The organism is Maribacter sp. BPC-D8, from assembly GCF_035207705.1.
Classification (GTDB): Bacteria; Bacteroidota; Bacteroidia; order Flavobacteriales; family Flavobacteriaceae; genus Maribacter.
In genome coordinates this window covers 1,250,025-1,262,946 of record NZ_CP128187.1, presented here as the reverse complement: position 1 = coordinate 1,262,946, position 12,922 = coordinate 1,250,025, and the positions used below count along the sequence as shown (strand labels likewise).

At 34.1% G+C, this 12,922-nt stretch carries 12 protein-coding genes; 6 read left to right on the top strand and 6 right to left on the bottom strand.

Annotated elements, in window-relative coordinates; all coding sequences use genetic code 11:
- Positions 1-17 precede the first annotated feature (17 nt).
- A complete protein-coding gene (locus QSV08_RS05680) occupies positions 18-1,571 on the top strand; it encodes a DEAD/DEAH box helicase (RefSeq protein WP_324027359.1) in 1,554 nt (517 codons plus the stop codon).
- Between the two features lie 96 nt (positions 1,572-1,667).
- On the opposite strand, the gene QSV08_RS05675 is transcribed toward QSV08_RS05680, so the two are convergent.
- The 4 genes from QSV08_RS05675 to QSV08_RS05660 all read right to left on the bottom strand — a co-directional run bounded on the left by QSV08_RS05675 (position 1,668) and on the right by QSV08_RS05660 (position 6,216).
- On the bottom strand, positions 1,668-2,054 hold the full coding sequence (locus QSV08_RS05675) for a hypothetical protein (protein WP_073244282.1): 387 nt from the start codon (positions 2,052-2,054) through the stop codon (positions 1,668-1,670).
- Positions 2,055-2,117: 63 nt separating this feature from the next.
- A complete protein-coding gene (locus QSV08_RS05670) occupies positions 2,118-2,651 on the bottom strand; it encodes a carboxymuconolactone decarboxylase family protein (protein WP_324027357.1) in 534 nt (177 codons plus the stop codon).
- A gap of 389 nt (positions 2,652-3,040) precedes the next feature.
- Positions 3,041-3,883 carry a helix-turn-helix domain-containing protein gene (locus QSV08_RS05665; RefSeq protein WP_324027355.1) on the bottom strand — a complete coding sequence of 281 codons (843 nt, stop codon included), beginning with the start codon at positions 3,881-3,883 and terminating at the stop codon, positions 3,041-3,043.
- Between the two features lie 80 nt (positions 3,884-3,963).
- Complete coding sequence (locus QSV08_RS05660; protein WP_324027353.1) at positions 3,964-6,216, bottom strand: TonB-dependent receptor; 2,253 nt, start codon at positions 6,214-6,216, stop codon at positions 3,964-3,966.
- Positions 6,217-6,429: 213 nt separating this feature from the next.
- Here QSV08_RS05660 and QSV08_RS05655 point away from each other — a divergent pair, with 213 nt between their 5' ends.
- Positions 6,430-7,530, top strand: coding sequence for an alkene reductase (locus tag QSV08_RS05655; protein WP_324027352.1), 1,101 nt, complete (start codon positions 6,430-6,432; stop codon positions 7,528-7,530).
- A gap of 57 nt (positions 7,531-7,587) precedes the next feature.
- Here the strand turns inward: QSV08_RS05655 and QSV08_RS05650 are convergent, their stop codons facing one another.
- Positions 7,588-7,848, bottom strand: a complete 261-nt coding sequence (locus QSV08_RS05650; protein WP_324027350.1) for a hypothetical protein — start codon at positions 7,846-7,848, stop codon at positions 7,588-7,590.
- A 225-nt stretch (positions 7,849-8,073) separates the two neighbouring features.
- On the opposite strand from QSV08_RS05650, the gene QSV08_RS05645 reads away from it, so the two are divergent.
- From QSV08_RS05645 to QSV08_RS05630, 4 genes are all read left to right on the top strand, one after another.
- A complete protein-coding gene (locus QSV08_RS05645; RefSeq protein WP_324027348.1) occupies positions 8,074-8,697 on the top strand; it encodes an SDR family oxidoreductase in 624 nt (207 codons plus the stop codon).
- 153 nt (positions 8,698-8,850) lie between these two features.
- Positions 8,851-10,038 carry a PQQ-dependent sugar dehydrogenase gene (locus tag QSV08_RS05640; RefSeq protein ID WP_324027346.1) on the top strand — a complete coding sequence of 396 codons (1,188 nt, stop codon included), beginning with the start codon at positions 8,851-8,853 and terminating at the stop codon, positions 10,036-10,038.
- A 128-nt stretch (positions 10,039-10,166) separates the two neighbouring features.
- Positions 10,167-11,066 carry a sugar phosphate isomerase/epimerase family protein gene (locus tag QSV08_RS05635; RefSeq protein ID WP_324027344.1) on the top strand — a complete coding sequence of 300 codons (900 nt, stop codon included), beginning with the start codon at positions 10,167-10,169 and terminating at the stop codon, positions 11,064-11,066.
- A gap of 5 nt (positions 11,067-11,071) precedes the next feature.
- Positions 11,072-11,911, top strand: coding sequence for an aminotransferase class IV (locus QSV08_RS05630; RefSeq protein ID WP_324027342.1), 840 nt, complete (start codon positions 11,072-11,074; stop codon positions 11,909-11,911).
- Positions 11,912-11,915: 4 nt separating this feature from the next.
- Here the strand turns inward: QSV08_RS05630 and QSV08_RS05625 are convergent, their stop codons facing one another.
- A complete protein-coding gene (locus QSV08_RS05625) occupies positions 11,916-12,758 on the bottom strand; it encodes a hypothetical protein (RefSeq protein ID WP_324027340.1) in 843 nt (280 codons plus the stop codon).
- Between the last annotated feature and the right edge of the window lie 164 nt (positions 12,759-12,922).

Sequence of the window (12,922 nt, the reverse complement as noted above, 5' to 3'; positions counted from 1 at the left end):
GCTCCAGAGAAGATTTTATGCAAGAGACAGTTTTTGAATTACAAGATAGAAAGACCGATAAGGAACTTTATAGCTATCAACAAGGAGCAATTCAACAAATTTTTGACAAGTTCGATTCAGAAAAAGAAGATTACCATCTTCTATACCAACTACCGACTGGTGGTGGTAAAACGGTGATTTTTTCCGAAATGGTACGTCAGTATTTAAAAAACCATAACAAGAAAGTTTTGGTAATGACGCACCGTATTGAACTTTGTAACCAGACTTCTTCAATGCTGACCAGTTTTGGTGTTGTAAACAAAGTAGTCAACAGTAAAGCAAATCTTGATGACCACGAACGTTACAGTTGTTATGTAGCCATGGTTGAAACCTTAAACAATAGGTTGAACGACGATCAATTAGATATTTCTGATGTTGGTCTTGTTATTATTGATGAAGCTCACTATAATTCTTTCACCAAACTTTTTAAGTTTTTTGAGAATTCTTTTGTTCTTGGTGTAACGGCAACCCCGTTAAGTTCTAATAAGGACTTGCCTATGAACAAAAACTATGATGAGCTTATACCTGGCGAAACCATAGAAAACTTAATAGCTAACGATTTCTTGGCTAGGGCAGAGGTTTTTCAGTATGACATGGGACTTACATCTCTTGAAATTGGTTCTAATGGTGATTACACCGTTAAATCATCAGCTGATTTATATACGAGTCCAGCAATGCTTGGCAAGCTTTTAGAAGCTTACACCAAACATTCTAAAGGCAAAAAGACATTGATTTTCAATAACGGTATAGAAACATCTATACAAGTATATCATACTTTTGAAGCTGCAGGTTTAAACATAAGACACCTTGACAATACTGCTACCAAAAAGCAGCGTAAGCAAATATTAAAATGGTTTAAAGAAACACCTGATGCTATTCTAACATCGGTTAGTATTTTAACTACTGGTTTTGATGAACCTACTATTGATACTATTATTTTAAACAGAGCAACAAAATCACTAACACTTTACTACCAAATGATCGGTAGGGGTTCTAGGGTTTTGAATAACAAATCGAAATTTACAGTTATTGATTTAGGTAACAACCTTTATCGTTTCGGACCATGGGGTGCAGATTTAGATTGGGGAGCTATATTTAAGTCTCCGAATTTCTACATGGATCGTATTAAAGACGATGAAGATATTGAGAGTGATTTTAAGCTTGAGCTTTCTGATGAAGTTAAAGAAGAATTTAAAAACTCTAAAGAAACTTATTTCGATATTAAAGAAACCTACGAAACGGCAACGTTTGCAGGGGAATCTTCTAAAGTTGTTTTAGAACGTTCTATTGCTCACCATGCATATATGTGCATAGAAAACAGTGAAGATGTTTATGATGCATTAGCTTTAGCTAAATTATTAAAGGAAGATATTGATAATCGTATTCATGTTTACGGAAAGTGTATTAGTAAGAGTACTTACAATTTCTTAAGCTGGTTAAAAGATGATTACCAAAAGAAATTGAACGCTTACTTGCGTGAGAATTTTGATACGGTTTTTGAAGATATTCACGGGCATCCGCCAGAAGATTAAATTGAATGATATTTCTCATTTTCATTTGAGAATTTATAACATAAAAAAGGGCTGTTCATTTAAGAACAGCCCTTTTTATTTATAGCTAATTACTTCTTATTCAACAATAAGACTGTATTGCGGAGTAGGGTTCAAAGGACAGAAATATACATATTCGCCTTTTTCTAATTTCGTTTCTTTAGAATGACCTACAGTGTTATTCTTTACAGCAGCAGTTACATATGCAGTCTGAATATGGTTTTCTGGTTTAGAGGCATCTTTACCTTTTTTTACCAATACCAAACCAACATCTTTACCTACATTGTTATTTGCAACATCGAAAACATAAGTTCCTTCGCTAACAGTAATTGATTTCTGCGTAAACTCGCCAGTTGTTTGCTCTAATGCAATTTTTTTAACTGGTTGCTTCATCATTTTATCTTGAGCGTTTGCGCTAAATGAGAATGCTAATACGATAACTAAAATTGATAATACTTTTTTCATGTGTTTAAAATTTAAAAGCTTTTGCCTAATGGATAGATTAATATTAATTGTTTGTAAAATTGTTTATAATGATGGTGCTACAGGGAAATCAACTGGTACTTGCGTAGTGCTATGTATGTAGTTCGATATTGTTTTATCACCTACTAATGAAATGGTATCAATTAAATTCGCTTTTGTATACCCTGCTGCAAAATAGTTTTCTAAAACTTTTTCGTCTGTACGACCTCTATTTTCAGTAATATTCTTAGCCAATTGAGCCAAAGCGTCTAATTTAGAATCAAATGATGCCTTACCTGCTCTTAGTTCAAGAATTTGCTCATCATTGAATCCGTTCATTTTACCAATTGCGGTATGCGCAGATAAACAGTAGATACAGTTGTTTACTTGACTAACTGCTAGATTAACAACTTCTTTTTCTTTAGCTGACAAAGATGTCTTAGCATTAGCAAAATTTAAATAATTTTCTAAAGCTGTATCACTATTTGCGTAGGTTGCATATAAGTTTGGTACAAAGCCTAAAGCTTTTTTAAGGTTGTCGAAAATTGCTTGGTTGTTTTCGCTTACTTCTTCTCTTGTTGGTACATTAAATGTGCTCATGATTTTATTTTTTTAAATGTTATTATGTATTGATTTATTATATTAATAATCTGGTACAAAGGTATATTCAGAATGATGTTCTAATCATGTAGAGACTTCCTTTCTACATGTCAATTTTTCCTTTATGAAAATGTATTGAATACTTTAGTTAACCTTGAAGAGCTATCAGAATCACAGTAGTAATCTGATAAATGGTTATGATGACAATGTTTTTCTACATTGATAGTATTTGTAACCACCGCCTTTTTAGACGTAAATATTTCTATTAAATTGAAGATTGATTTGTGTTTTAAATTCATGTCTTTGTTGTTTTATTTCTACACTACAAAGATCTAGTTATTATGAATCTTAAAACGGGCAATATCACCCAAGATGTTGTCGATATTTCCCTAAATTGGTTTTTTGAGTTGTTTTTTGAAATCTGATGGAGATTGTTGTGTTTGGTTTTTAAATAGTCGACTTAGATGCGAGGCATCATCAAAACCAATTTCATAAGCTATTTCTTTTGCCGTCTTATCGGTATAGATAAGTAATCGCTTTGCCTCAAGAATTATACGCTCATGAATTATTTGCAGTGGAGTGGTATTAAATTTAGAAAAGGTATTAGATAAGGTTTTTGGTGATTTAAACAATTTATCTGCATAGAACGAAACTGAATGTTCTAACTTGTAATGCTCTTCAACCAATAAATTGAATCCTCTTAGCAAATCAACTTTTACATCGTTGGCAGCTTCACTGAATCCTTCTTTAGCCTTAAGTAATCTTGTGCTCATAATCATAAAGCGAGCCATGAGCATACGCAGCATTTCTGCTTGTATAGTGTCTTCGGTTTCTAACTCATCAACAAACACCTCGTGCAACGTATCGAATTTTCGTTGTTCCTTTTCGCCTAAGTCTATAACAGGTATGTGAGCATTACCGAAAAATAATAATCCGGCACAGCTTACTTCTTGGTCATGATCTTTAATGCAATAGAACTCTCTGTTGAATTGATAGACAATTAAATCGCTACCTTCTGTATATCGAAAAAACTGGATAGGAGTCAATGCCAATAAACTATGTTCAGAGATGGTATACGGAACACCATCTACTTCTATAGAAGCTTTTTGTGTAGTAGTTCTAATAAAAATATAAATACCGGCTTGCTTTGGTTTTCTATAAGATTCTAATAATAATTCATTACCAATTTTGAGTAATCCACCAGTACTAAAATCTTTAAAAACTTCTTGCATAATGCATTGGTCTAAAAAAAGGTTGATTCATTACATATGCAATGAATCAACCTTTATAAATTTTATGAACATCAATTCTATTAAAAACGCACAGAAACCTTTCCTCTTAAATAAAACGGAGTACCAGGAGTAAAATGAATTTCTTCTACTGATGCAGTTTCATTGAATAATCTACTTTCGGTAGCAAACTGAGTTTCGTTCCATTCGGTATCAAATAGATTTTCAACAATTACACCTACCGTCCAATTTTTGATATGGTAGTTTAGGTTTAAATCCGTTACGAAATAACCTTCTGCAACAATACTATTATCTTCATTTGCAGCTCTATCACCTAAATACCTATAATTAAGGTTTCCTGAGAAATTACCTACATCACTAAATGACAAACCACCAACAGCAGTAAAGTCTGGTGCTAAAGGAATATAATCTTCGCCATCTGCTTCTTCAGTACTTCTAGCATACGTATAGTTTACATCACTATAAAGGTATAGCCAATCTAGAACTTGGTAGCGACCACCAATTTCGACACCAACTCTTCTGGTTTTTCCGCTTGGCTCAACAATACCAGCATCACCAACATACACAAATTCTTGGTCTAAGAACAGCCCCCACAAAGTTGCATTAAGCACCAGTTTATCTATTGGTTTAATGATTGTTCCGAAATCTACGCCATATGCTTTTGGCAGAACATCTCGACCTTCATTTGCCGTTACCACTCGTGCATCATTTGAGTGAAAACCTATACCTGTCTTCAAGAACAATTGCCAATTTCTATTCACAGAATATAAGGTGTTTAATTTCGGACTTACAATTGCTTTACTTTCGCTTTTGTTATCATATAACTGGCTAAGCTTGTTTTCATATTCAAAATTAAAATAGTCTATTCGCACTGACGGATTAAAGGTCCAGTTTCCTGTTTTGTACTCTCCATTGACAAATCCATAGATATTAGTTTCATCAACATCGCCAAATGCATATTGCTCTAGAGAGGTTTTTCTATTTAAGGTGTGCTCTAAAGTAACATCATCTACATTATCATTTCTAAACCCGATTCCTGTAGCATATTTGAATCTATCATCAGCGCCTACAGTAATATCAATCTGTTCAAAAACAGTTTCAGCACCCATAATGGCTCTATCTTCATACTGTCGTATTTGGTCTCCATTAATAGGGTCTTCTAAAAAGAATGTGAAGTTTGAAAACAACTCAAAATCGTACTTGCTTACAAAAGCGCGTGTCTTTAAAAATTGATCTTCACCTAAAAATTTAGTATGATTCAACATGAAGTTCGTTCTACTTGTTTGTCCGCCTTCAGTGTCATCAATAGCTCCAAAACGACCTATTATATTTTGATCTATCGCACGTTGTGGTATTTGACCAGAGGCATCCCACTTACTTTGAAAATGAGAAGCGGTTAATGTCAGTTCTTCTTTTCCTATATCATTATAATGATAACGACCCAAAATATTTACACGGTTAAAGTTTTGAGGAGAATCAAAAGGTCCGTCGGTCAAATAAATTTCTGAAGCTATATACCCATCACTTTTACTGCTTTCTAGAATATTGAAAAGCCCAACAAATCGATTGGTGTTAAACTGACCCGATTCATAAGAAACCATGCTTTTATCAACGCTTTTCTTAAGACTTAAATCGACATATCCTGCTGTGTTAAAATCTCCTTTATCAGCATAATACGGTCCTTTTCCGAAGTTAATATTATCTATCGTTTCTGGAATTACAAAGTGTAAATCTGCATACCCTTGTCCGTGGGCATGAGATACCATGTTTACTGGCATACCGTCAACACTAATTGCGACATCTGTACCATGATCAATATCAAATCCTCTTAAAAAAATCTGTTCTGCTTTACCGCCACCCGCATGCTGACCAATTAATAGTCCGGGTACTTTACGTAGTATTTCTTGAGATGATTTTACAGGATCGTTCTGCACATCTATATTAACAAATCTTGTCATGGCATCTACCTTTGACACTACGACAACTTGATCTAAATTAATACTCGATTCTTCTAACGTTATATGTACTCCTTCATCTAAATGGTTTTGATTTACAAGGAGTATAAAAGTTTTGAATCCTAAATTAGAAAAATAAACTGAGTCATTTACTGATGTGGAAGTCAGCGAAAATACACCTGACAAGTTTGTGTGACTGTGTTGCCCTGATGTTTGATTAAAAATGCCGACATTCTCTAAAGCGATGCCTTCTTTATCGGTTACTGTTCCTTTAAGGTTCTGTGCTTCTACACTAATTGATGCAATAAATAAAAAGGTGAATATTAAAAGCTTTAATGCCCGATTACAGCTGTAATTCATAAAATAAAATTTAGATAAGGTTGTCTTTGGCAGTACCTACGATAAAAAATTAGAAAGGTTTTAATGATTGTTAGAAAACGGCAAACCTAATGGATGTAGGTATCATTTAATATTTTTTCGATTTATAACAATGTTTTAACGATTAGAGTCAAAAAGCCCCATTTAATAGTAAGATCTTTGTAGCATACAACAAAACATTTTAGACACATATACATGAGCACTCAAGCATTATTAACTCCGTTTCATAAAAATTTAGATTTAAAAAATAGGATAGTCATGGCACCTATGACTAGAAGTAGGGCGGCAAATGAAGGAAATATACCTACCGAAGATTTACATGTTCCATATTACGCACAAAGAGCATCTGCAGGATTAATTATTACCGAAGGTTCGCAAGTTTCTAAAGATGCCGTAGGTTATATAAACACTGCTGGAATATACTCTAAAGAACAGGTAGAAGGCTGGAAAAAAGTAACAAAAGCTGTTCATGATAAAGGCGGAAAAATATTTATTCAATTGTGGCATGTTGGACGTATGTCTCACCCAGATTTTCATGATGGCGAATTGCCATTGGCTCCGTCAGCAATAAATCCGAATGCGAAATCATTCACACCTGAAGGATTTAAAGATACCGTGATACCAAAAGCAATGACTACTTCTGACATTAAACAAACAGTTGAAAATTTTAAAAACGCTGCTATAAATGCGATTGAAGCGGGATTTGACGGAGTGGAAATTCATTCTTCTAACGGCTATCTATTTCACCAATTTTTTAATAGCACTTCTAACATCAGAACAGATGAATATGGTGGAAATATAGAAAATAGAACTCGTTTCTTTTTTGAAGTTTTAGATGCTATGAAAGCCGTTATTCCACAAGAAAAAATAGGAGTACGATTTAATCCGTCGTTGAACGATATGTTCGGTATCACTTTAGATGAAGAAACAATACCAACTTTCGAATATATTATCAAGAAATTAAATGATTATAATTTGGCTTACGTTCATTTGTCTGAGCCATTTAATGACGTTTCTAATGTGCCATTCGCTGTAGAACATATTGCGAAACATTTTAGACCACTTTATAATGGAACTTTAATGATCAATGCTGGTTTTGATCAAGAATCTGGTAATAAAGTTATTGAAGAAGGTAATGCAGATTTGGTTGCTTTCGGTAAGCCGTTTATTTCTAATCCGGATTTGGTTGAGCGTTTCGAGCATAATTATCCCCTTGCAGAATGGGATGCAGATACTTTTTATACTGCAGGTAAAGAAGGTTATATAGATTATCCAGAATACAGCGAAGTAAACTAAAGTTTAAAAAATAAAGTAAAAATAAAAAGCAGCCATTAGGCTGCTTTTTATTTTCTACTATCTAATAGTATCGGTGTCTTGTTCTAAATTTTCATTTTCGGCTCCGCCTTGGCTATATAGCTGATTCTCCTCATCCTTTAGGTTTATTTGATTTTTTGGCAAACTACGTCCAGGTACATCTAAATCTTTGCCTGCAAAATCAATTTCATTTTCTCTATCAATTAACTGAACATCATCTCCACCATCTGTTCTTGTATTCTTTGTCTTTTCTCCTAATGCAGATAAATCTTGTTCTGTTACATCAGAATTATATTCCACTTTATTATTTTAACTTTTCATAATTATTTTTTTAAGTATTATAAGCACAAGGTATAGGTACTACATCTTTATCCTTATCGCTTTCAAATAAAATTTATGCTCTTTTAAGAAAACCTGAATTGCATTTCTTCATGTCAATAGAAAAATGTTATCGTGTTAAGAAAAAAAGGTAAAGCATTAAGGTTAACGGTAGTATTTAGCCAACTTGCAATCAAAATAAAGAACATGGAAAATATATTAGTAGCCGGAGCCAACGGTACAACCGGAAAAAAAATAGTAAACCTTTTAAAGAATTCTCAATATTTTCAACCTATAGCAATGGTTCGAAAAGAAGAGCAAAAAGAACAGTTTGAAAAAGAAAACATAAAAACAGTGCTTGGTGATTTAGAAAAAGATTTATCGCATACTGTTGAAAATATCGACAAGGTAATTTTCGCTGCTGGATCTGGTGGTAAAAAAGTAATCGAAGTTGACCAAGAGGGAGCTAAAAATCTAATTGATGCCTCTAAAAAAGCAAATATTAAGAAGTTTGTAATGCTTAGTTCGATGGGGGCAGATAACCCTGAAGAGGCGAGCGATTTAAAAGAATACTTAAAAGCGAAACATAATGCTGATGAATATTTAAAGTCTGCAAATTTAGGGTATGCTATTGTTAGACCTGGATCTTTAACAAATGAGGTTGGTACAGGCAAAATTGAACTACAATCTAAACTGAACAAACAAGGTTCTATTACCAGAGATGATGTAGCGCAAACATTGGTAAGGTCTTTACACGATGATGCGGCAATAAATTCAACTTTTGAAATTATACAAGGCGAAACATTGATTGGGAAAGCCATGGATGCTTAATAGGTAACTAAAAAACAGTCTCTAAACAAGAAACGAAAGTCAATACTATTAGTATTGACTTTTTTAAGTTCAATAACCTTTCACCATGACTATTTAAAGTATTTATACTTAACCATGTTATGTATCTTCGTAATAAACTAAACAACCTATAATATGAAAAGTTCATTTTTAAAGATAACTATGGTGCTCGCCGTAGTAATATCGCTAAATTCTTGTAAAGAGAATAAAAAAGAAAGCAATGACAGTGCCGCAACTGAAGTAGAACTTGATAGCACCGATTTGGCTTTGTTAGATTTAAACTTACCTGAAGGTTTTAAAATTGAGGTTTACGCTAGGGGAGTAGATGGTGCGCGTTCTATGGCTATGGGTGATAATGGGACCTTATTTGTGGGTACTCGTACAGAAAACAATGTGTATGCAATTCAAGATACCAATGGCGATTTCAAAGCTGATAATATTATAGTGCTCGATACGATGGAAGTACCAAATGGTATTGCCATGAGAAATGGAGATTTATATGTTGCTCAAGTTGGTAGCCTTTGGAAATATCCGAATATTGAAGAACAAATTGGTGGCGAGCTAGTAAAGGAATTGATTTATGATGATTTTCCGACGGAATTTCATCACGGATGGAAATATATAGCCTTCGGACCAGATGACAAGCTTTATGTTCCTGTTGGGGCACCATGTAATATTTGTAATAAGACGGATGAAGATGGGCGATTTGCAACCATTTCAAGAATGGATCCTGACGGTAGCAATCGAGAAATTTATGCTAGAGGAGTTAGAAACTCTGTCGGATTCACTTGGCATCCTGATACGAAACAAATGTGGTTTACAGATAATGGTCGCGATATGTTAGGTGACGATATTCCGCCTTGCGAACTAAATACAGTTACCGAAGCTGGTCAGCATTTTGGATACCCATTTTGCCATGGTGGCATTGTTAAAGACCCTGAATTTGGAGATTTACGCCCTTGTTCAGATTTTGTTGATCCTGCTTTACAGTTAGACGCTCACGTTGCTCCACTTGGTATTAAGTTTTATACTGGCACTATGTTCCCTGCGGAATATAAGGGTAAAGCTTTCATAGCAGAACACGGTTCTTGGAACAGAAGCAAGAAAGTAGGGTATCGAATTATGATGGTTGATATTGAAGATGGTGAAGTTGTAAATAGTGAAACATTTATTGATGGTTGGTTAGATGAAGTAGCTCAAAAAGCTACCGGAAGACCTGTAGATTTATTAGTATTAGAAGATGGCTCTATGCTGATATCTGATGATTTTGGAGATGCAATTTACAGACTATCATACAGCAATACTGCGGTAGCGAGTAACTAATAATTATAACTTCTTAAATTTTAAAAAAGCAGCCTTTTAGAGCTGCTTTTTTCATTACTAAATGTTCAAGTTCTTTTCGCAACCCTTATATTTATAGTTCGAATTTATTACAACTTCAGCAACATACCATGAACAACTCTAATTCTCGCAGAACATTCTTAAAACAAACTGGTGTACTTTCGGTAAGTTCTATGCTACCCTTGTCTGTATTGCCGATGGATTATAAATATAAAATGGGTTTACAATTGTTCACCATTCGCGATGCAATGGCGAAGGACCCAATCGGGAGTGTTAAATATGCACGTGAACTAGGGTATGTTGACGGGGAAATTTATGGTTATGATGGTGAGAACGACACCTATTACGGTATAAAATCTAAGGAATTTAAAAAACAGATAGATGATTTAGATTTTACTATTTCTAGCGGCCACTACGATTTTTCTAGTCGTTTTAAAGAACCTAATGAAAAGCTCGAACGTTATGTAGACCAATGTATTGAAGGTTCTATTATCTTAAACAGCACATACATTACATGGCCATGGTTGGCACCAGAATATCGTACAATTGAAAATTTTAAAATATTAAAGGATAAATTAAATGTAATAGGGGAACAGGTAACCAGTGCTGGGTTGCAGTTCGCTTATCACAATCACGATTTTGAATTTACAGACCATAATGGTGAGCAAGGTTATGATATTATTTTATCTGGTACAGATGCAAATTTGGTAAAACTACAGATGGATATGTATTGGGTTGAGCATTCTTCAGATAAGAGTCCGGCTGAATTGATTGCCGAGAATCCTGGTCGCTATGTTATGTGGCATATTAAAGATATGGACAAAGTAACTCGTGATTATTCTGAGATGGGTAATGGATCTATTGATTACAAAAGCATGTTATCATCTATTAACAAAGATGATTTACAATATTACTATATAGAGCAAGGCGGTAATTTTGCAGAGAACTCTATGCAGAGTATTACTGATAGCGCTACCTATTTCAAAAAACATCTTCAACGTTATTTATAAGTTTTATGAGTTATCCTGATAAAGTATATCTAAACGGAAGTATTGTGAATTCTGCGGATGCTAAAGTATCTGTTTTCGATCGCGGATTTATTTTCGGTGATGGATTATATGAAGTAATGGTTCAGATAAACGGTAGATTCTTTTATGAAAAAGAACACCTTGACCGCTTACAATCAGGACTCCAAAAAATTAATATTGAGTATGATGCTAGCTTGCTCAAAAGTGAAATTTCTACTTTATTAAAGTCAGTAGGGCTAACCGATAAAGACTGCATGCTTTACATTCAAATTACTAGGGGAGTAGCACCAAGACAACATTCATATCCTGCAGATATAAAACCAACGGTTATGATGTATGCGGTACCAAAAGTATTGCCTGAAATAAATACTGTAAATGCCCATGTAATTACTAGAAATGATTTCAGGTGGTCTCGCTGCGATATTAAGATGACTTCATTACTGGGTAATGTAATGTTGAACGAAGAAGCCATGCAACATGAGTGCTACGAAACCATTTTACATAGAAACGGAGTTTTTACAGAAGCTTCGCATTGCAATGTGTTTTTTGTCAAAGATGGAGTCGTTTACACACATCCGGCAGATGAGTATATTCTTAATGGCATTACTAGAATTGTGGTTATTGAGCTTTGTCATTCTTTAGGTATAGAAATTAAGGAAATTCCTATTTCAACAGAAGAAATCAAAACAATTGATGAGGCGTTCTTGACAGGTACGAGTACACAGATTGCTGCGATTCAAAAAATTGACAATCATTTACTATTTATAGGAAATGAAAAAGGCCCCGTAACGCAAAGATTACAAGAGGCCTTTTTAAAACTTAAATAAGATTTTAGTCTACCTTAAAATAGGTAAAGAATTCATCTGCATCTTTAATATCCATAAGGTTTAAAATATAGCATACTTCACTTAAATCAGAAAAATCAAGTCCGCCTTCATCAACACTTTTATTTAAATATCTATCATCTTTACCATTATATTCATCTGCTAAACGAATAGCCGTATTCCATACCTTGGTTAAATGATCATCATTTAATTTCGATTCCCAATCTACCTTACCATCAGACTTTAAACCCGGTGTACCATTACCGACTTCATTTCCATCGGCAATTCTATGGTAATCTGTAATTGTTTGTGTGTATTTGAGTTTTGTAGGTTCTGTAACCGATTCGTTCCAATCGCTATGCTGAACCACATGAACTTTCTCTTTTATATTTAAAGTAGGCTGCTTTTCTACAAGTTTTAAAACCCAATCAGCAGTAAAATCTGACTGTCCCGCTTCAGCTATCCAAATAGAGCCACCATTATCAATATATTTCTCTGCTTCAAGTAAAACTTGATTTACCGATTTATCCCAATCGGCATGCGCGTCTACCCAATTTTCATGAAAGACCATCGGCATTAATTCGTTCGGTGGTACGTACAAACCTTCTTGAATACCATAAGTACCTGCAACAGCAAGATAATTCAGATCCTTATAATCTTGGTGAGCTAGTAACGTAGCGAAACTTGCTGCGGTATGTAAATCGTCAATATCGGTTTTAGAGTCTAACTGCACTAGCAATAAATCTTTATCCATATTGAATGCTGCTTTTTGGGCATTTATTCCGATACTAAAGAGTAAGGCACATGCTAAACCTGATATTATTTTATTTGCACTGATTGCTTTTTTCATTTTAAGAAATTTGAGTTGATTAATTTGTTGTTTCTACTAATGTACCAAATATTAGCTTGTCATCAATAGAATACATAGCGGTTCGAAAAAAGATTAATAAATCTTAATGCATATAACTTGATAAACAAATGCTATCTAAATCTCTTATCTTACTAGGCCAAACA